Below are 19,630 nucleotides of genomic sequence, written 5' to 3' on the forward strand. Positions count from 1 at the left end.
CCGGGCGTTCAGAAAACCAACGACGAACCCACGGGGGCGTCGCGGATTTTTTGAATCCCTTGTCCGGGCCGAGCACTTACCCCAATTTCCGCCCCGAACCCACGGATTGCAATGTAAATCCCCCCTATGCGGGGATTTCGCAATTACCCGACCGAGCCGATGGCTTTACTGATAGCGTTCTTCACCCTCATCCTGGCATTCATCCCGGAGCCGGCCCTGGCTTGGGGGATCGGCGTGCATCTGCAGATCGGCTCGCACATCCTGGCCAACCTGCAGCTGCTCCCCCCCGCCCTGCAGACCCTGCTGACCACCTACCCCCACGATTTCCTCTACGGCTGCATCAGCGCCGACATCACCCTGGGGAAAAAGTACACCCACTATCTGCAGCACTGCCATTCCTGGCGCATGGGCAAAAACATCCTCGAGGCGGCCCGCACCAACTCGCAGCGGGCCTGCGCCTACGGCTATCTGGGTCACCTGGCGGCCGACACCGTGGCCCACTCCTACTTCGTTCCCTTCAAGATGGTGCGCTCTTTCAACACGGTGATGCTCAAGCACACCTATTGGGAGATCCGCTTCGAAGCCCACATCGACCCGGAAATCTGGACCTTGGCGCGGACCATCGCCCGCAAGGACTTCGCGGAGAACGACGCGCTGTTGCGCAGCGTGCTCTCGGACACGATATTCTCCTTCAAGACCAACAAGCGGATCTTCAACTCGATGCTGCTGCTCAATCGCCTCCAGCAGTGGCAGAAGATGCTCCGCTCGCTGGCGATTTCCTCCAAATGGACCATCAGCGAGGTCGATCGCGAAGACTACCTTGGCCTGGCCCGCACCATCACCGAGAGCATCCTGGGCGACCTCGAGCAGAGCCCCTACTGGAAAGCGGACCCGACCGGCGAACGGGCCATCAACGCAGCCAAGATGATCCGCAAGAACCTCAACCTTCTCTGGCTCGACGGCAAGCTCCCCGAGCGGGAAGCCGAGGAGATTCTGGCCCAGCTCAAACCCCGCTTCCGGGAAGGGATCACCAGCCCCGACCGCCTGCTGGAACTGCTCTCCGTGATCTAGAAAGCCGTGGGCCGTGGACCGTAAAAGTTTTACGCCTCACGCCTCACGCCTCACGCCTTACGCAACCCCGCCACCCGGTCGAGCAGCCGGTGGGCCACCTCGTCCTTGCTCATCTGCGGCAACTCCTCCACGCGGCCGTCGGGATAAAGCAGCCTCACGATGTTGGTATCCACGTCGAAGCCGGCCCCCGGCTGGGAGACGTCGTTGGCGACGATCATATCGAGGCCCTTCTCGGTGAGCTTTTTGCGGGCGTTGGCCAGCAGGTCGGCGGTTTCCGCGGCAAACCCGACCAGGATCCGCTGCTCCTTGATCCGCCCCAGCTCGGCCAGGATGTCCGGATTCTTCTCCAGGGTCAGGGTCAGCGCCTCGGCGCCGGTCTTCTTGATCTTCTGCGCGGCGGCCTGGGCGGGGCGGTAATCGGCCACCGCCGCGGCCTTGATGATGATGCTGGCGGAGGCGGCCTGCGCCAGCACCGCCTCGCGCATCTGCCTGGCGCTGACCACCTGATGCAGCTCCACGCCGCAGGGTGCGTCCAGGCAGGTCGGGCCGCTGACCAGGATCACCCGGGCGCCGCGGTTTCTGGCGGCCGCCGCGATGGCGTAGCCCATCTTCCCCGAGGAGTAGTTGCTCAGGTAACGCACCGGGTCGAGCTCCTCGCGGGTCGGGCCGGCGGTGACCAGCACCGTCTCCCCGGCCAGGTCGGCAGGGCCGAGCAGGGCCTGGGTCTGCTCGAGAATGGCCTGGGGGTCGGGCAGCTTCCCCTTCCCCTCCCAGCCGCAGGCGAGCATGCCCGTGGCCGGTTCCATGAAGTGATAGCCCAGCCCCGTCAGCTTCTCCTGGTTCTGGCGGTAGAGGGGGTTTTCCCACATGTTCACGTTCATCGCCGGCACGAACAGCACCGGGGCCTTGGTGGCCATGATGGTGGTGGTCAGCAGGTCGTCGGCGATCCCCCCGGCAACCTTGCCCACCACATTGGCGGTGGCCGGCGCCACCACGAACAGCTCGGCCCGGTCGGCCAGGGAGATGTGCCCGATCTCCTTCTCCTGGTAGAGGTCGAACAGGTCGGTGTGCACCGGATTGCCCGAAAGGGTCTGAAAGGTCAGCGGGGTGACGAACTGCTGGGCCGCCCGGGTCATGATCACCGACACCTCGGCGCCGGCCTTGACGTAAAGCCGCAGCAACTCCACCGCCTTGTAGACGGCGATGCCGCCGCTCACCCCCAGTACGATCCGCTTGCCTCTCAGCATACCCTGACCCTCGCTTTCGCGCTTGTTGCCCCCCGTCTCAAGTCCACCTCAGGCCCGGTCCCCGACAAAGGGGTTGCTGGCCTTTTCCCGGGCGATGGTGGTGTCGGGACCATGGCCGGGGTGCACGATGGTCTCGCCGGGCAACACCAGCAGCTTCTGGCGCACCTTGGCAACCAGCAAGGCGTGGTCGCCTCCCGGCAGATCGGTGCGGCCGATGGACCCGGCGAACAGCGAATCTCCCGAAAACAGGTGATTGCCCGCCAGCAGGCAGATCCCACCGGGGGAATGACCCGGGGTGTGGATGACCTCGACCCGCCGGGTGCCAAGGCTGAGCACCTCGCCGTCGTTCAGGGTGCGCTCCGGCTCCGGCGAGGGGACGGCCTTCAGCCCGTAGAGGGCGGCGTGCTCGACCGCCCGCTGCAGCAGCGGCACATCCAGCGCATGGATCAGCAGCGGAGCGCCGGTTTTCTCCACCAGCAGGCGGTTGGCACCGACATGGTCGAAGTGGCCGTGGGTGTTGACGATCAGCTTCACCTGCAGCCCCGCCCTGCGCACCAGCTCCAGGATTCTCTCGCCGTCGTCGCCCGGGTCGATGATCATCGCCTCGCCGGTTTCGGGGCAGCTGAAGATGGCGCAGTTCACCTGCAGCGGGCCGACAGGCAGAATTTCAGGGTTCATGACTCACTCCTTGTCATCGTCGGCGGTGAACAGGTCCAGGCTCTTGCCCCGCAGCTGGTCGGCCAGGGAAAACCCGAGCCGTTTGCCGTGGTCGGGCTTGGCCCCCCGCTCCCGGGGTTTTTCCTGTTGCGGCTTGGCGGGCTCCTGGGCCCTGGGCGGCTCCACCGCGACAGGGGCCGCAGGTCGGGTTTCGCCCTGGGGAGGGTCGCCCGCCGTCCCCTTGAAGAAATAGCGGTCGTAGAGCCGGTGGTAGCTGGTCCAGGAGTTGCTGTTGTCGGGCTCTTTTTCGATATGGGTCCGCACCCCGTTGATCTTCGAGTCGAGATCATCCAGATAGTTGAGGATCACCGCCTCGAGGGTTTTGGGCCGTTTGGGCGAGCCGTACTCGTACTGGCCGTGATGTGAGAGCAGCAGGTGCTTGACCAGGGTCACCAGGGGTCTGGGAAAGCCGGGCAGCTGGCGGACTTTCTCCTCCACCATCTCCACCCCCATGACGATATGCCCGAGCAATTTGCCCTCGTCGGAGTAATCGAAGGAGCGCTCGTAGCGCAGCTCGCTGACCTTGCCGATGTCGTGCAGCAGCGCCCCGACCACCAGCAGGTCGCGATTGAGCCCGGGATAGCGGGCGGTGACGTCCTCGGCCAGGCTGGCTACCGCCAAAGAGTGCTCGAGCAGGCCGCCCAGGTAGACATGGTGCATCGACTTGGCCGCCGGGGCCTGGCTGTAGGCCTTCAAAAACGCCGCGTCGGCCAGAAACGCCTCCATCAGCGACTTGAGATGCGGATCGCTCAAGGCACCGACCTTGCCGCGCAGCTCGGCCACCATCTCCTCGGGCCGGCGCTGGGAGACCGGCAGGAAATCGGCCAGGTCGATCTGCTGCTCCGCGACCCGCTCCAGGTCCTGGATCACCAGCTGCATCTTGCCGAGATAGACGCTGGCCTTGCCGCTGGCCTGGATGAAATCGTCCTTTTCGAAACGCCCGGCAAACTCGTCCACCCGGTCCCAGACCCGTCCCTCCACCTCGCCGGTGCGATCCACCAGCTTGAGGGTCATGTAGGGCTTGCCGTTTTTGGCCATGGCCATGATTTTATCGCGCACCAGGAAGGGGCTCTCCACCCAGTCTCGCTCACGGATCTGCTCCACGAAAACTTTCTTCAACATCAACTCCCGATTCTTACTTGGTTTACGATCTGCTCGGCGGCCCGCAGGCCGTCCAGAGCGGCGCTCATGATGCCGCCGGCATAGCCGGCGCCCTCGCCGGCCGGGAAGAGCCCCGGGTGGGAGAGCGACTGGCCGTCCGCGCCGCGCACGATCCGCAGCGGCGCCGAGGTGCGGGTTTCCACCCCGACCAGGCAGGCTTCCGCGCTGACGAAGCCGCGCATCCGCCGCTCGTAATGGGGCAGTGCCCGGCGCAGGCCCCGGGACACGAAATCCGGCAGGACCCGCGTCAGGTCGGCTTCGCGCACCCCGGGTCGGCAGGTGGAGAACAGCGGGCCACGCCCCTTGCCGAGAAAGGCCAGCAGGTTCTGCCCGGGAGCGTGGTAATCGCCGCCCCCCTCGCGAAACGCCGCCTCCTCCCAGTGCCGCTGGAACCGGACCCCGGCCAGGGGGTCGTCCCCAGGAAAATCCTCGCGCCGCACGCCGACCACCAGCGCACTGTTGGACCAGGCCCCGTCGCGGCGCCGCGGGCTCATGCCGTTGACCACCATGCCGCCCGGCTCGGAGGAGGAGATGACCACCTCGCCCCCCGGGCACATACAGAACGAGTATACCCCACGGCCGCTCTCCGGGTCATTCCAGGTCAGGGCGTAATCGGCCGCCGGCAGGCTTGGGTGGCGCTCGAAACCGTACTGGATGCGGTTGATCAGCTCCACCGGGTGTTCAACCCGCAGGCCGACGGCAAAGGGTTTGGCCTCGAGCCTGACCCCGCTGCGCTGCAGCATCCGGTAGGTATCCCGGGCGCTGTGTCCCGGCGCCAGCACCAGGCTGTCGCAGCCGGTTTCGTCCTTCTCGTCGAATACCGCGGCACTGACCCGCCCGCCGCTGGTGGCGATTCCGGTCAGGCAGGTCTCGAAGCGGATATCGACCCCCGCGGCAAGCAGGGTCTTGCGCAGATTGATCAGCACCAGGCGCAACCGGTCGGTGCCGACGTGGGGCTTGGCCTGGGTGAGGATCTCCGCCGGCGCGCCGCACTCGACCAGGGTCTGCAACACCAGGCGGATCCATGGGTTGTTGACCCGGGTGGTCAGCTTGCCGTCGGAAAAGGTGCCTGCCCCGCCTTCGCCGAACTGCACGTTGCTCTTCGGGTCCAGCCCCTCCCCGTTCCAGAAGCGGCGCACATCCCGCACCCGCTCCTCCACCGGGCGACCGCGTTCCACCAGGGTGACCGCGGCCCCGCAGCGGGCCAGGTGCAGGGCGGCAAACAGCCCGGCCGGCCCCATCCCCACCACCACGCAGCGGTGGCTGCGCCCCACCGGGACAATGCCCGGCGGCGCGCTCGGAAGGGCCGCCTCCAGGCGGCGATTGGCCTGGTTGCGGCGCAGCACCCCGGCTTCGTCGGCATGGGTGAACTCCAGGGTGAAGACCCGCAGGACATTGGGCTTTTTACGGGCGTCAATGCCCCGGCGCACCACCCGCAGCTCTCCCAGGTCCGCAACCTGGAGCCCCAGTTCGCGAGCGACCTTTTGCGCCAGCAGCGATTCGGGCTCCTCGAGGGTCAGGGTGACTTCCCTGAGTCTCAAGCCCATGGCAGGCAATCCTTGCCCACCCCGGGCCAGCGGACGCGGCGCTGTGGGCGATGCCAAAGGGGGAGATTCACGGCGCTCAACTCAGGGGCAGCTCGATGTGGAAGACCGTGCCTTGCCCCTCGGTGCTTTCCACCGAAATCCGGCCGCCGTAGGTCTTGACGATACGCAGCACCACCGAGAGACCGAAGCCGGTCCCCTTGGTCTTGGTGGTGAAAAAGGGGTCGAAAATCTTGTTCAGATTCTCCTTGGGGATGCCGCGGCCGGTATCGGAAATATCGACCCGGATCTTGGTCGCGTCGTGGTCGAGGCGCACCCCCAGCCGCCCGCCGTCCTGCATTTCGTAGATGGCGTTGGCGATCAGGTTGTTGAATATCTGCTCGATTTCGGTGGAGTCAGAAAGAATTTGCGGCGGGGTGGAGAGCAGCTGACTGTCCACGTCGATCCCCAGGGCTGCCAGTTGCGCGTCGAAGCCTTCCAGGACCCCTGCGAGGACCTCGGCGACGCTGACCAGCTCCAGTTCAAAGCGAGGACGTTTGCTGGCGGCCAGCAACTGCACCAGGATGCCGTCGATGCGGTCGACCTCCTTGAGGATCTTATCCGCGTAACCGGACATCTCCGGGTCCTGTTCGAGACCGGACCTGAGGATCTGCCCGAAAAGGCTGATGGAGTTCAGAGGATTGCGGATTTCATGGGCCATCCCCGCCGAGAGGTGCCCGAGGGAGGCCAGTTTCTCGGCCTGCAGGATTTCGGCGTGGGCCCGCTCGAGTTCACGGGATTTTTCTTCGACCCGCTGTTCGAGCTCCTGGTTCCACTTCTCGATCTCCCGCAGCAGCCGTTCGCGCTCCTGGCGCAGCTCCTTGTTGTGCAGTTCGATGCGCCGAATGCGCAGGACGTTTTCCAGCCGCTCGACCAGGTCCTGGTTGTTGAAGGGCTTGAGGATGTAGTCCGAAGCGCCGGCCTTCATCAACTCGACGGCAATCTCCTCGCTCCCCTTTCCGGTGAACATGATCACGTAGGTATCGGGAAAGCGCTGGCGGATCTGTTTCAGGGCGGTCATGCCGTCCATCACCGGCATCATGTAGTCGAGCAGCACCGCCGCGGGCTTTTCGCGCTCCACCACGGCCAGCCCCTCGGCGCCGCTTTCGGCGGTAAGGACTTGGTATCCCCTGTTTTTGAGGATCATCGAGGTGAGCTCGAGAATGATCTTCTCGTCGTCCACCACCAGAATTCGATCTTTGACCATGCTTGCCGACACTTTCTGAGTATTGCTCCAACGATTCAGCAAGGATACGTAGGGGCGGGGTTTCCCCGCCCTCGGCTCGGGAACCGCGCCCCGACACCACCACCGGATTTCGATATTCAACTACCGAAGCAATAACGACAACACCCGGGAAACCGGGACACAGAATAACCTTCCCGGTCTGGTTTGACAAGGGGGAAAGGCCGGCCTTGGCGGGGTGGGGACAAAACGGAAAAGACGGCCGGCGGGCCGTCTTTTCCGGTATAGGCGGGGACCTCTGGCGAGGCTACTCCTGGATGCGGATGGTCATGACCGGGATGGCGGATTTGCGCACCACCTTCTCGGCGGTGCTGCCGAACAGCACGTGATCCAGGCCGGTGCGCCCATGGGTACCCATCACGATCAGATCCGCGGAAACCTCTTGCGCCTTCTTGATGATCTCGTCGTAGGGGATGCCGGGCACGATAAAGGTCTGGTAATTGTCAAAATCGCGCATGTGGGTGCGGCAGAACTTCTCCATCATCTTTTGCGCCCCCTCCTCGATTTCCTCCTCCAGTTTTTCGAAGGAGATGTGCGGCACATAGAAGCCCCGCAGGTCCACGGGTTCGTTGATGACATGAACCACGTTCAACCGGGCCCCGAACTTCCTGGCCAGGGCAAGGGCATACTTGAATGCATAGTCGGAGCTTTCCGAAAAGTCCGTCGCGTAGACAATGCTCTTGAAGTCTTTCATCGCTCCTCCCCAGGGATGGTGGCTGACAACTAGGAGTTACCAACGTGCTGTTTACCGTTGTGGATCTTCTTCATCACCGATTTGAGTTCATCAAGTTTCACCGGTTTATGGATGTACTCGAACGCCCCGAGATTCATCGCTTCCAGGTAAGACTCGACTCCCCCGTAAGCGGTGATCATGATGACGTTGGTGCTGGGGTAGTTGCGGTTCAGTTCCCGCAAGAAAGCCAGGCCGTTCATTCCGGGCATGTTGATGTCGCTGATCACCAGGTTCACTTTCTGCTGACGAAGAAATTCCAGCGCCTCATAGCCGTTGCCGACACTGTCGACCTGGTACCCTTCCTGGGACAGGAGTTTGCTCAGCCCGATTCGAGCATTCTCCTCGTCGTCTACGATTAAAATTTTGTCGATTTTTCGCCCCAAAACATCTACTCCTTGGCATATTTTCAAGGAAATTCTACCATGCGCCAGTGCACTGTCAAGCAACAGACAGGCTGATTCCCTTCGAAAAAAATAAATGATTCCATGGCCTTAAAGGACCCACGGAAACCCTGCGGGGGTCTTGGGAACAGGATCGGGGGAATTTCAGACGGGATTTTGCTGCCAGAGGCGGATAAGCTCCCTGGCCAGGGCGCTCAATTGCTCCGCGCCCCGGCGGCCGACGGCCAGGACCTCCTCGTGGTTCAGGGGCTGGCTGGCGAGTCCGGCGGCGGCATTGGCCACCAGCGAGAGGCCGACGACCTCCAGCCCCAGGTAAGCGGCCAGGATGGCCTCGGGGACCATGGACATGGAAACCACCTGGGCGCCAAGCAGGCGCAACATGCGGATTTCGGCAGGCGTCTCGTAGGAGGGGCCGGGCATGGCGGCGAGCACCCCCCGGTGCAGGCCAATCCCCAGCGCCCGGGCCCGGGTGAGAAGCCCCGAGAACAGGTCCTGCCGGTACAGGGCCGAGAGATCGACGAAGGGGTTGTCGTCAACCCCGCGCAGGGGATTGTCACCCAGCAGGTTGATGTGGTCGGCGATGTACACGAAATCGCCCGGACGATACGCCGGCTCGATCCCCCCCACGGCGCTGGTCAGCAGCAGCCGGGGGCAACCCAGGCGATGGGCGATGGTCGCCGGCAGCGCTGCCTGCCGGGCGCTGAGCCCCTGGTAGAGGTGAAAGCGCCCCTGAAACAGCAGCACCCGCCACCCCTGCAGGGTTCCGCCAACCAGCCGCCCCGCGTGCCCCGCGACACTCCCCTCGGGAAAACAGGGGAACTGCCCGTAGGCGAACTCTTCCGCCTGGTCCAACTCGGCAGCCAGCGCCCCGAGCCCTGAACCGAGCACGATGGCCAGGTCAAAGGGGTCGTCTCCGCAGCGGCGCAACACCGCATCGGCCAACTGGTCGATCCCGCTTTGCGGCATTTAACCCTCGAGCAGTTTTTTGACCCGATACTGCAGCTGTTCGGGCTTGAAGGATTTGTTGATGAAATCGTTGGCCCCGGCCAGTTCCACCCTGGCGACGTCGGCCTCTTTGCGGTACACCCCACTCATGGCCATCAGGCGAATGGCCTGCAGGGAAGCGTCGGCCCGCACCTCGCGGATCAGCTGGTAGCCATCCATGCGCGGCAGGTTCAGATCCAGCAGAACCAGCTCGGGGCGGTCCCGGCGGATGATTTCCAGGGCCTCGACCCCGTCGGCGGCGGTCAACAGTCGGGCCCCGAGGGGCTGAAGAACGTCCAGAATCAGCTCCCGAAAGAATTTTGAGTCGTCCACCACCAGGATGGCCGGTCCCGACGCCGCCTGCCGCGGCGCTGCTGCCTCGGGACTTTCCTTTGCCGGCTGGGGCTCAGGCACCGGGGCCTCTCCCAGATCGACCTGGAATTGATGATTGCATTTGGGGCACCTGACCCGGGCCACCGTCTTTTTGACCCGGGAAGGGTCGACCCGGTAGCGGGCACCGCATTCAGGGCATTGTATGGTCATTGTCCATCCTCGTTCAGCGAGCCTGGAGAAATGTTCAGCACCAGCTCGGAGCGATCTTCCAGCTCCACCCTCTCCTGGTTGAGCCAGACCCTCAGGGCGGCGGGGTCGGAAACCGACAATCGCGCGCTGGAGCGGACTTTCCAGCTCAACACGGTGGCCGCTGCCAGCTCATATCTGCGCTCCGCCTGGCCATCCACCGAGATGCCGATGGAAACGGGAGCCAACGCCTCAACCTTCATCGCCGCCCCGCCGGGGTTGAGCTGGGCCAGCGGTTGTACCGGAGCCTGGGGTGGAGCCCCGGTCTTGACGATCGGGGCAGGCTCGGCGGCCGGAACCGGCTCGACAAGCGCAACGGAAGTTTCTTCGGTTGCCCTTTCCGGTTCCCCGGGGCCCGGGTACTCGCGCTCCTCGGAGGCCGGCTGTTGCGCCTCCTCCGCAGCTGGCTGTTGCGCCTCGGGCGCAGCCGGCTCGGGAACAGCTTGCGGAAGGGCAGGCCCCGGAGAATCACCTCCCGGAGCATCGCTCGCGGCCAGCGGCTGAATCACCTCCGCAGGTTCCTGCGGCAGGGAGTCCTTGAACAGCAGCGCTCCAACCAGCGTCGCCAAAACCACCAGCGCCGCCAGCAGCAACCGCACCAGGGGGCGGCTGGGGGAAGAACTCTCGATGGGAATCGAGGTGAGCTCACCGGCCAGCGCCTGCTCGCCCTTGTCCTGCCGATTGCCGGTTTGCTGCCGATAACGCTCCAGCAGGCTCCCCGCCTCCAGCCCCAGCGATGCGGCATAGGTGCGCAGAAACCCGCTGAGATAGACCTCGCCGGGAAACACCTCGAAGCGGTCCTCCTCCAGGGCCTGCAGGTAGGCAAGCTTGATCCTGGTCTGGCGGGAAACCGTTTCGAGCGTCATGCCACGCTGCTCTCTGCGCTGCCTGAGCAGCGTTCCCAGGCTGGGCTGGTCGGGTGCGGTCATCGGCCTATTTCAACAATTTGAGGTAGTCTTTGGAGAGCCTGGCCCACTCGCTGTCCGGGGCGAGGCGCAGCACTTCGGAAAAGGATTCGGCCGCCTTTGCCATTTCCCGTTCCTTCAGATAGGACAGGCCCAGCTGGTAGTGCCCCTGGGCGAACTCAGGCGCCATACCCAGGGCTGCCTGGTAGGCCTCGATGGCCAGGTCGTTTTTGTCCAGCGCGTAGTAGGCCTCGCCGAGGCGAAACCGGGCCGGAACATATTGGGGGTTGCGGGAGAGGGCCTCCCGGTAGGCGATTAACGCCTCCAGGTAATCGCCTTTTTGAAAATGGGCGAAACCGGCGCCGGTCAGGGCCACTTCAGGGCTGCCGAACAGCAGGTTGCCCGAAGCCTTGCGAAAATAGACCAGGGCGTCGTCCCAGCGCTGCATGTCCAGATAAAGCGCCGCGAGGTTGTTCTGGAACTGGGGCTCCTGCTCACTGTAGTCGATGGCCAGCAGGTAGTGCCGTTCCGCCTCGGGGTAGGCCTTCTTCAACTGGTAGGCCTGGGCCAGCGCCCCCTGGATGTCTGGACGCCGCGGGGATTCCTTTTCAGCGATCAGGAACTGTTTCAAGGCGGAGGTGTAATTCCCCTCCCGCAGATAGGAAAGGCCGAGAATGTAATGAACCTCGGCATCGTCCGGCGCCTTCTTGGGAGCGCCGCAGCCGCTCAGCAGCGCCAACAGCAGCAGCACGGTCGTCAGGTACAGGTTTCTGCGCACTTGCCCTCCCTTACAGTGAGGCCAGAAAGCGTCCGAGGTTTTCCAGCAATCCAGCACGTTTTTCCGCCATCTCGGCGGGGGTCGGCGGTGCCACGAGCTCTTCGGCAGCCTCCGGCGACGGGGCTATTGCGGAAGAAGCGGCGGGCTTCTGCGCAGGTGCCGCAGCGGGCCGCTGCAGCGGCGCCAGCCCCCGGCCCAGGGGGAGCGAAGCCCAGCGGGCGGTTCGTTCGGCTTCCCCGAGCTGCTGCAGGTCGATCTCGTCCAGTTGGAACCCCATGGACTCGGCAAAGCGGATGCCATCCTTCAACGGGCCGCCAACCTTGTCGCGGGCCACCTCGCCCCCGTCGTTGAGGTAAAAGGCCAGCTGGTGGTTCTCCCGCAGATGGAGCGCCACCGCGACCCTCACCCCCCGCTGCCCCGCATAGGCGCACAGGTAGGCGGTGGCCATCTGCCCGGTCAAACCCGGCAAGGCCACCTGCACGTCGCTCATGGATTGCATCAGCTTCAGCACCCGGCCAACCGGCACCTCCAGCCGAGTCATTTCCTTTTTCCAGCTGAACATCGTGGCCTCCCGGGCCCGGTAGCGGTCAGCCGATCCCTTCGAACTCGGTCAGCAGCTTGACCTTCTGGAAGCGGTTCTCGATTTCCTTGGACTCGAGGGACCGCAGGCGGTTGAGGCTGAAATCCTCGACGGTGAACGAAGCCATGACGCTACCGAAGACGATCGCCTTGCGGACATTGGCCTCCGAGTGATTGCGGGTTGCGGCCAGGTAGCCGACAAAGCCTCCGGCAAAGGTGTCCCCGGCGCCGGTCGGGTCGTAAACCGACTCGAGGGGGAAGGCCGGCGCGGCGAATGTCGAGTGTTCGGTAAACATGAGCACCCCGTACTCGCCCCGCTTGACCACCAGGGTTCGCGGCCCCATGGCGAGAATCGAACGGGCGGCCTTGACCAGGTTCGCCTCCCCGGCCAGCTGCCGGGCTTCGCCCTCGTTGATCAGCAGGGTGTCCACCTTGCGCAGGGTTTTCAGCAGTTCGGCCCGCTTCCCCTCGATCCAGAAATTCATGGTGTCGCAGGCGATCATGGCGGGCCTGCGTACCTGCTGCAACACCTCGAACTGGAGTTCGGGGTCGATGTTGGCGAGAAACACGTACTCGGCGTCTTCGTAGCCGGCGGGAAGCTCGGGCTTGAAGGTTTCGAAGACATTGAGCTGGGTATCCAGGGTGTGCGCCTCGTTGAGGTCGTACCCGTAGCGCCCTTTCCAGCGGAAAGTTCTGCCCGGGGCTTTCTTCACACCTCCCAGGTCGATGCTGCGCGAGCGCAGAAAATCGAGGTGTTCCTCGGGGAAGTCCTCCCCGACCACCGCCACCAGGCTTACATCGGTGAAAAAGCTCGCCGAGGTCGAGAAATAGGTCCCCGACCCGCCGAGAATCTCCTCCACCTGGCCGAATGGGGTTTCCACCGAATCGAAGGCAACCGAACCTACAACCAGAATACTCACGGCAATCCGTCCTTGTTTTCCTGAAAAAGTTTAACCGCAAAGAAGCGGGTGACGCAACCCCGCCGCCGCCAGGCCGGCTCAGAGATACTTGCCGATCAGCGGCTCCAGCCGCTGCCTGGTCTGCTCCGGGATCAGTTCCTTGTGGGTCATCACCGCGAACTTGAGCGCCTCGCCGCAGGCACAGCTGCGGGATTGGGAAAGGCGCTTGACCGCCGCCTTGATGATGTTGCGGGCGGTGGCGACGTTCTGCTGGATGATGGCGATCACCGCCTCCACCGACACGTCGTCATGCCCCTCGTGCCAGCAGTCGTAGTCGGTGGCCAGGGCCACCGTGCCGTAGCAGATCTCCGCCTCGCGGGCCAGGCGCGCCTCGGGGATGTTGGTCATGCCGATCACGTCCACCCCCCAGCTGCGGTAGATGTTGGACTCGGCGCGGGTGGAAAAGTTGGGCCCTTCGATGCAGATGTAGGTCCCTCCCTTGTGGGTGGTGGCGCCCACTTCCAGGGAGGACTGGTAGAGGATCTCCGAGAGATCAGCGCAAAGCGGGTCGGCGAACTGGACATGGCCGACCACCCCCTCCCCGAAGAAGGTCGAGGCGCGCTTGCCCTGGGTGCGGTCGAAGAACTGGTCGGGGATCACCATGTGTCCGGGGGCGATCTCCTCCTTCATGCTGCCGACCGCCGAAACCGAGATGATCCGCTCCACCCCCAGCTTCTTCATGCCGTAGATGTTGGCCCGGTAATTGACTTCCGAGGGCAGAAACCGGTGCCCCTGGCCGTGGCGGGGCAGAAACACCATCTTCACCCCTTCCAGAGTGCCGGTGATATAGGCATCCGATGGAGCGCCGAAGGGGGTATCCAGAAGAACTTCCTGCACATCGGTGAGCCCTTCGATCTCGTAAAGACCGCTGCCGCCGATGACGCCGATGGTGGGTTGGGACATGTGAATCTCCTGTAAAAAGATCGTGAGGAGTGAGGCGTAAGGGGTAAGGAGTAAAAGCTTTTCTACTCATTACTCGTCACTGATCACCGGTCACTGAATTTATCAAGGCGCCGGCAGGCGCCCTTGCTGTTTTTCAAGTTTGCCCTTGAGCTGGCCGCAGGCCGCCGAGATGTCCTGCCCCTTGCTGGCGCGGCGGATGGCGACGATGTTGCGGTCGAGCAGGTAGGTCTGGAAGGCCTCGATGCTCTCGGCCAGCGGGGCGCGAAACGCCGACCCCTCGTGCTCGTTGAAGGGGATCAGGTTGACCTTGGCCGCGATGCCGTGCAGCAGCTTGACCAGGCGCTTGGCGTCCGCCGCGGTGTCGTTGACCCCGCGGATCAGGATGTACTCGAAGGTGATCCGCTGCCGGGGCTGCAGCGGGTACTCGCGGCAGGCGGCCATCAGCTCCTTGAGGGGATAGCGCCGGTTGACCGGCATAAGCTCGTCGCGCACCTCGTCGGTGGTGGCGTTGAGGGAAACCGCCAGGTTGACGCGAATCCGCCTGCCCAGCTCCAGCATCTGGGGGACCAGCCCGGAAGTCGACAGGGTGATCTTGCGCGGGCCGTAGTCGAACCCCTCGGTGGTGTAGAAGATCCGCAGGGCCTTGATCACGTTTTCCAGGTTGTGCAGCGGCTCGCCCATGCCCATCATGACGATGTTGTTGATCGGGCCGTCCTTGAGGGCCGCGCAGACCTGGTTGACGATCTCCGCCGGCTCCAGGTCGCGCAGCAGGCCGAAGGTGCCCGTCAGGCAGAAGGCGCACTGCATGGCGCACCCCACCTGGGTGGAGATGCACAGGGTGGCGCGCTCGCCCTCCATGGGGATGCGCACCGATTCCACGGTCTGGCCGTCGGCGAGGCGAAACAGGTATTTTCGGGTCCCGTCCTGGCTCTGCTCGGTAACTTCCGGGACCCAGTCGGAGATGAAAGCCCGGCCGGCCAGCTCTTCGCGCAGCACCTTGGACAGGTCGGTCATTTCTGCAAAGGAGCAGGCTCCGCGCTGATAGATCCAGCGCATGATCTGGCGGGCGCGAAAGTTTTCCTTGCCCATCCCGGCGAGAAAATCGGTCAACTCCTCGAGGGTGAGGTTTTTCAGGTCGATCAGGTTCGTATCGCTCATGCTGTCCATTTGCCGCGGGGGAACATCTTTCCCGCTGATTTTACAATAAAAAAGCCCCTCGGATTGTACCCGAAGGGCTTGGCATTCACAAGGCTAAACTGGCTTTTCGATTAGAGCAGTTCCAGCCCGGAGAAGAAGTAGGGGATCTCGAAGGCCGCGGTCTCGGGAGCATCGGAGCCATGGGTGGCGTTCTCGCCGATGGAGGAGCCGAACTCCTTGCGCAGGGTGCCTTCGGCGGCTTCGGCCGGGTTGGTGGCGCCCATCAGGTCGCGCCACTTCTTGATCGCGCCTTCGGCTTCGAGCACCATGACGACGCAGGGGCCGCTGCTCATGAAGTCGGTCAGTTCGCCGAAAAACGGGCGGGCCTTGTGCACGTAGTAGAAGCCCTCGGCCTCGACCTTGCTCATGTAGAGCTTCTTCAGGCCGACGATCTTGAACCCCTCGGCGTAGATGCGGGCGATGATCCTTCCGGCATAACCGGCCTTGAAGGCATCGGGCTTGATGATGGCGAACGTTCTTTCCATGGCTTATGTCCTCCGTTCTCTATAAATCTTGGTTGGATGCGCGCAAATGTCCGGCTTTTTAGCATCACCCCGGAGAATTGTCAAGCGCTAGGTCGTCCGCCGGAGACAATCCGGGCAAACGCCCGGGAGGCGGCTCTGAGCGGGCCCGCGACTCAGGGCAGCACCCGCACCACCACCCGGCGGTTGCGATGGCGCCCCTCCTGGGTGGAGTTTTCGTCCACCGGCCTTTGTTCACCATACCCCCGGGCCTCGACCCGCGCGGGGTCGAGACCGAACCTCTCGAGCAGGACCCTGCGGACCTCGAGGGCCCGCTGCCTGGATATGCGCAGGTTGACTGCCTCCGGGCCGACGTTGTCGGTATGCCCCTCGATCAGGACCCGGCTGGCGGGATGGGACTTCGCCAGGGCGGCAATCTCCTCCAGTTTTGTTTCGAATTCGGGGGGGATGCCGGTCTGCTGGGCAAAGACGTTGAAAGAAAACTCCCCCAGGTCCTCCCCGGGGGCGGTCGGTGGCGCAGAGGCAGCGGGAACCTGCGCAGGAAGCGTTTTCTCGCCCGCGTCCGGCTCGCCCAGCGCGGTGCCGAGGGGCCCGACCCGCGGGGGCATTGGCCCGGGTCGCGCCTCGGGCGGCGCGGGCGGGGAAACCACCTCTTTGACCACGGTCTCCGGCGCCGGTTTCAGGGGCGGCTGGCCCGGGGACGGTACCGAAGGGGCGATGCGAGGCGCCGCGGCCCCGGGCCCCGTGCTGCCGGAAGAGGCCTGGGGCCGCTCATCCTTCGCGGCCGGCAGGGCGAACACCTCCAGGGTCATCCCGGTGGCTCCGACAGCGATGCGCTGCCCGCCGGGCGCCACAAACCCCGCCGGGTCCGGCTCGATCGAGGCAGTGCCGGGGAGCAGGGGCCTGAAATAGGCCCGGAACAGGTTCCCGGCACCCCCCAGGGGACTTCCGCCCGGGCCGGGGGCCTGCTCGATGGCGACGCGCCCCGGGGCCGAGGTCACCGTGAACAGGGCCGTGCCCGGCCCGCTGCGCGCATCTTCGGCGCGCAGGAATTCAAGCTTCTGCGCATCGTAGGCCAGTTCCACCCTGGCCGCGGTGAAGCTTTCGCCCCCCGCAAGCCGCCCCACCACCGCCAACTCCCTGCCGACGTAGCCACGGTCGGGCCCGATCAGGGCGAGGCTCACGGCCGGCCGGGTCGCCCCTGCCGCCTCGGCCACACCTTCGTTAGCCGGTTCGGCTGCCGGCGCCGGGGCTAGAGACGGCCCGGCCGGAGAAGCGGCGGGGGCCCTCCCCTGCGGTGTTTCCCCGGCGGGCAGCTCCGGCTCTGCCGGCAACTGGAAGGGTCCTTTGGGCCGCATCGCCGGGGCAGCGTCGACTTCACCGGTATCGTATTCAGGCTCGTAGGATGCGGAAAACGGACCGAAGCTCGGGCCGGTCCTGAGGGCGTCCTCGGTCCCCGACCAGATGCTGGCCACGTCCTCCCGCGGCAGATCCATGGCCTTGACCACGTGGGGGGTGATGGAGAGCATGATCTCCCGCTTCTGTTTGTCCTCGGAATGCCCGCTGAGCATATCCCCGAGCACCGGGATCTTGCCGATCACCGGGATCGTGGTTTTGGTCTTGTTCAGGGTGTCGCGGATCAGCCCGCCGAGAATGGTCTGCTCGCCGTCGCTGAGGGTGAGTTCGGTCTGGGCGTTGGTGGTGGTGATGGTCAGGGCGATGGAGCCGCTGGTGGTCTGCTCGCGATCGGAGACGCTGCTGACCTCCAGCGCGACCTTGGTCAGGATGGTGCCGTCGAGACGGATGCTCGGCTCGACGTCGAGCTTGACCCCGACATCGACGTACTGGATGTTGTCGGTGCGGTTGTCGCCGTTGATGGTGACGGTGATCACCGGCTCCCGGGTTCCGACATGGACCTTGGCCTTGCCCCGGTTCTTCACCCGGATTCTGGGATTGGCGAGGATTTCCGAGTCGGTCAGGGTCTTGGCGAACTCGAAGGTGGCTACCGGCAGCGAGTAGAAGGTCTCCAGCCGCCCCAGGCCAGAGGCCAGGTTCTCCGTACTCCCGCCGGGGGAAACCGTGTTGTCGAGGATGCTGCCCCGGTTGGGATTGCCGAAGCCGAGCCCCACCGAGTAATCCTGCAGGGTCGGGCCGAAGCGCAGATCGTCGCCATGGCTGACCTCCACCAGTTCCACGTCGAAAACCACCTCGGCATCGTCCCGGTCGGCCGCCTCGATGATTCGTTGGGCGAGCTTGATCACCTCCGGTTCGGCGCGGATCACCAGGGCGTTGAGCTCCTCGTGGACGTAGATCCGGCGCAGCTGCAGCATGGTGCGCAGCATGACCACGGCTTTTTTGGCGTCGATGTTGGAGAGGTAAAAGGCCTGGATCAGCTGGTCGGAATAGAGCTTGAGCTTGTCCGGGGTGCGGGGGAACACGAAAATGGTCTTGGGGTTGAGAACCTTTCTCTCCAGCCCGCTCATCTCCAGGATCAGGGTCAGGGCCTGGGCGAAATTGGCCTGTTCGAGCAGCAGGGAAACCGGTTGCGGGCGAACATCCTCCTCGAAGATGAAGTTGATCCCCGACAGGTCGGTGAGGATGCGGAACACGTCCTGCAGCGGGGTTTTGCTGAAGCGCAGGCTGATGGGGCTGGTCGACTGCAGGTCCAGCTCGATCCCGTCCAGCACCGTGCGCCGCTGCTTGGCCAGCTCCCCCTGCAGCCGCTCGCCCCGCGGGTTCTGCGGATCGAGAGAGCGCGCCCTCTTTACCAGGCTTTCGGCCTGGCGGAGCTGCTGCTGCCCCAGGTAGATTTCGGCGGTCTCCAGCAGCCGGGAAGCCCGCATCCGGTTGCGGGCCAGCTGGAGCTGCTGGCCGGCCGCCTCCAGGCCGGGGTCGAGGCTGACCGCCAGTTGGAAGTGGACGGCCGAGGCGGCCGCATCGCCCTGCTCCATCAGCAGCTTGCCCTGGCGCAGGTGCCCCAGGGCGGCCTGGCCGCGAGCGTACTGCAATTGCATCCGGTACTCGTGACGCTCCGGGTCGCTGGTCACGGCCTCCATGTAGCGGTTGACGGCCCCGTCATAGTCACCGGCCCTGGCCAGCTCTTCCCCCTCCTGAAAAGCCCGGTTCCCGGCGCATCCCGCTATCAGCAACACCGCCAGCAAAAGAGCCGTTAAAGCCTTATGCTCCAGCAGTTTCACAGGCCCCCCTTGGCAAAGGAAGACGATTTACTTCATTTTTCTCCCCCCCCGACCGAGGGCACCCTCGATGGCCTCGGCAAACCCCTCGGGGCTCTTGTTTTTCAACAGACGACCATTGACGAACACCGTGGGGGTGCCCCGCACTCCCCCCTCGACCCCCTCCCCGGTATCGCGCGTGATCAGCGCCCAGAGCTCCGGGTCCTGGCGATCCTGCTCGAAGCGCTCGAGGTCCAATTGCAGCTGCTGGGCGAACTGCTGGAATTTCCCATCATCAAGCTGGTTGTAATTGGCAAACAGCAGGTCGTGATAGTCCCAGAACCTGCCCTGGCGGTGGGCCGCCAGGGCGGCAATGGCGGCGCTTCTGGCAAAGGGGTGGCTGCGCAGGGGGAAGTTCTTGAAAACCACTTTGACCTTTTCGGGATAACTGGTCAGCAGTTGCTTGAGCTGCGGAGCCAGCCGGGCACAGTAGGGGCACTGAAAATCGTCGAAGACCACCACGGAAACGGGCGCATCGGCGGGTCCCAGCGTCGGGGAGGCGGAGAGGTCGAATTCCTGCACGAAGCTCAACTCCACCACCTTGAGGGTCTTGGCGCGGGAGTTTTTGAGAAGCAACCGGTCTCCGCCCGGGAGCAGCTCGAAACCGTCGGTTCCGCTGCCGGCGGGGATTTTGCCTTGCAACTCGCCGCCCTGGGAATAAACCAGGATGTTGCCACCGTCGCCCATTACATAGATTTTCTGCCCTTCGGCGTCGACCCGGACCGCCAGGGGGGCCTCTTCAAGCTTGAGCGCCGGCCCCTCCTGCCAGTCGAGGGTTCCCGCCGCCTGGGCACTTCCCAACTGAAGGGCGAGCAGGCCACCAGCCATGGTTGCAAGCATTTTCATCGACACAGGGATTCCTTTCTCGTTGCTGT

19 protein-coding genes are annotated in these 19,630 nt (G+C 64.4%); 1 reads left to right on the forward strand and 18 read right to left on the reverse strand.

Going from position 1 to position 19,630, the window contains the following annotated elements; translation table 11 throughout:
- Positions 1-159 precede the first annotated feature (159 nt).
- The gene (locus tag DESUT3_RS13255; protein ID WP_221248963.1) at positions 160-1,071 is read left to right on the forward strand and encodes a zinc dependent phospholipase C family protein; all 912 of its coding nucleotides are present in this window, start codon (positions 160-162) and stop codon (positions 1,069-1,071) included.
- A gap of 50 nt (positions 1,072-1,121) precedes the next feature.
- Here the strand turns inward: DESUT3_RS13255 and coaBC are convergent, their stop codons facing one another.
- From coaBC to DESUT3_RS13345, 18 genes are all read right to left on the reverse strand, one after another.
- Positions 1,122-2,318 carry a bifunctional phosphopantothenoylcysteine decarboxylase/phosphopantothenate--cysteine ligase CoaBC gene (gene coaBC / locus DESUT3_RS13260; RefSeq protein WP_221248964.1) on the reverse strand — a complete coding sequence of 399 codons (1,197 nt, stop codon included), beginning with the start codon at positions 2,316-2,318 and terminating at the stop codon, positions 1,122-1,124.
- Between the two features lie 48 nt (positions 2,319-2,366).
- A complete protein-coding gene (locus DESUT3_RS13265; RefSeq protein ID WP_221248965.1) occupies positions 2,367-2,996 on the reverse strand; it encodes an MBL fold metallo-hydrolase in 630 nt (209 codons plus the stop codon).
- A gap of 3 nt (positions 2,997-2,999) precedes the next feature.
- The gene (locus DESUT3_RS13270) at positions 3,000-4,154 is read right to left on the reverse strand and encodes a 3'-5' exoribonuclease YhaM family protein (RefSeq protein ID WP_221252551.1); all 1,155 of its coding nucleotides are present in this window, start codon (positions 4,152-4,154) and stop codon (positions 3,000-3,002) included.
- Positions 4,155-4,156: 2 nt separating this feature from the next.
- The gene (locus tag DESUT3_RS13275; RefSeq protein WP_221248966.1) at positions 4,157-5,743 is read right to left on the reverse strand and encodes an NAD(P)/FAD-dependent oxidoreductase; all 1,587 of its coding nucleotides are present in this window, start codon (positions 5,741-5,743) and stop codon (positions 4,157-4,159) included.
- A 76-nt stretch (positions 5,744-5,819) separates the two neighbouring features.
- Complete coding sequence (locus tag DESUT3_RS13280; RefSeq protein ID WP_221248967.1) at positions 5,820-6,986, reverse strand: response regulator; 1,167 nt, start codon at positions 6,984-6,986, stop codon at positions 5,820-5,822.
- A gap of 283 nt (positions 6,987-7,269) precedes the next feature.
- Positions 7,270-7,716: a universal stress protein gene (locus tag DESUT3_RS13285; protein ID WP_221248968.1), complete on the reverse strand. Its 447-nt coding sequence runs from the start codon at positions 7,714-7,716 to the stop codon at positions 7,270-7,272.
- 29 nt (positions 7,717-7,745) lie between these two features.
- Positions 7,746-8,138, reverse strand: coding sequence for a sigma-54-dependent transcriptional regulator (locus tag DESUT3_RS13290; protein WP_221248969.1), 393 nt, complete (start codon positions 8,136-8,138; stop codon positions 7,746-7,748).
- A 162-nt stretch (positions 8,139-8,300) separates the two neighbouring features.
- Positions 8,301-9,122 (reverse strand): purine-nucleoside phosphorylase, encoded by an 822-nt coding sequence (locus DESUT3_RS13295; RefSeq protein WP_221248970.1) that lies wholly within the window; start codon positions 9,120-9,122, stop codon positions 8,301-8,303.
- A complete protein-coding gene (locus DESUT3_RS13300; RefSeq protein WP_221252552.1) occupies positions 9,123-9,683 on the reverse strand; it encodes a response regulator in 561 nt (186 codons plus the stop codon). It lies immediately after the preceding gene.
- The gene (locus tag DESUT3_RS13305) at positions 9,680-10,648 is read right to left on the reverse strand and encodes a helix-turn-helix domain-containing protein (RefSeq protein ID WP_225911507.1); all 969 of its coding nucleotides are present in this window, start codon (positions 10,646-10,648) and stop codon (positions 9,680-9,682) included. Before DESUT3_RS13305 ends, DESUT3_RS13300 begins: the two co-directional genes overlap by 4 nt.
- Before the next feature lie 4 nt (positions 10,649-10,652).
- Positions 10,653-11,402: a tetratricopeptide repeat protein gene (locus DESUT3_RS13310; protein WP_221248972.1), complete on the reverse strand. Its 750-nt coding sequence runs from the start codon at positions 11,400-11,402 to the stop codon at positions 10,653-10,655.
- A 10-nt stretch (positions 11,403-11,412) separates the two neighbouring features.
- Positions 11,413-11,964: a hypothetical protein gene (locus DESUT3_RS13315; protein WP_221248973.1), complete on the reverse strand. Its 552-nt coding sequence runs from the start codon at positions 11,962-11,964 to the stop codon at positions 11,413-11,415.
- A 25-nt stretch (positions 11,965-11,989) separates the two neighbouring features.
- The gene (locus tag DESUT3_RS13320; protein WP_221248974.1) at positions 11,990-12,901 is read right to left on the reverse strand and encodes a PfkB family carbohydrate kinase; all 912 of its coding nucleotides are present in this window, start codon (positions 12,899-12,901) and stop codon (positions 11,990-11,992) included.
- 78 nt (positions 12,902-12,979) lie between these two features.
- Complete coding sequence (mtnP, locus tag DESUT3_RS13325) at positions 12,980-13,843, reverse strand: S-methyl-5'-thioadenosine phosphorylase (protein WP_221248975.1); 864 nt, start codon at positions 13,841-13,843, stop codon at positions 12,980-12,982.
- Between the two features lie 102 nt (positions 13,844-13,945).
- Complete coding sequence (gene rlmN / locus DESUT3_RS13330; protein ID WP_221248976.1) at positions 13,946-15,001, reverse strand: 23S rRNA (adenine(2503)-C(2))-methyltransferase RlmN; 1,056 nt, start codon at positions 14,999-15,001, stop codon at positions 13,946-13,948.
- A gap of 110 nt (positions 15,002-15,111) precedes the next feature.
- Positions 15,112-15,525, reverse strand: a complete 414-nt coding sequence (gene ndk, locus DESUT3_RS13335) for a nucleoside-diphosphate kinase (RefSeq protein WP_221248977.1) — start codon at positions 15,523-15,525, stop codon at positions 15,112-15,114.
- A gap of 152 nt (positions 15,526-15,677) precedes the next feature.
- Positions 15,678-18,719 carry an OmpA family protein gene (locus DESUT3_RS13340; protein WP_221248978.1) on the reverse strand — a complete coding sequence of 1,014 codons (3,042 nt, stop codon included), beginning with the start codon at positions 18,717-18,719 and terminating at the stop codon, positions 15,678-15,680.
- Positions 18,720-18,746: 27 nt separating this feature from the next.
- The gene (locus DESUT3_RS13345) at positions 18,747-19,601 is read right to left on the reverse strand and encodes a DsbA family protein (RefSeq protein ID WP_221248979.1); all 855 of its coding nucleotides are present in this window, start codon (positions 19,599-19,601) and stop codon (positions 18,747-18,749) included.
- Positions 19,602-19,630 lie beyond the last annotated feature (29 nt).

The sequence above is a fragment of the Desulfuromonas versatilis genome (genome assembly GCF_019704135.1).
In the GTDB taxonomy this organism is placed as follows: domain Bacteria; phylum Desulfobacterota; class Desulfuromonadia; order Desulfuromonadales; family NIT-T3; genus Desulfuromonas_A; species Desulfuromonas_A versatilis.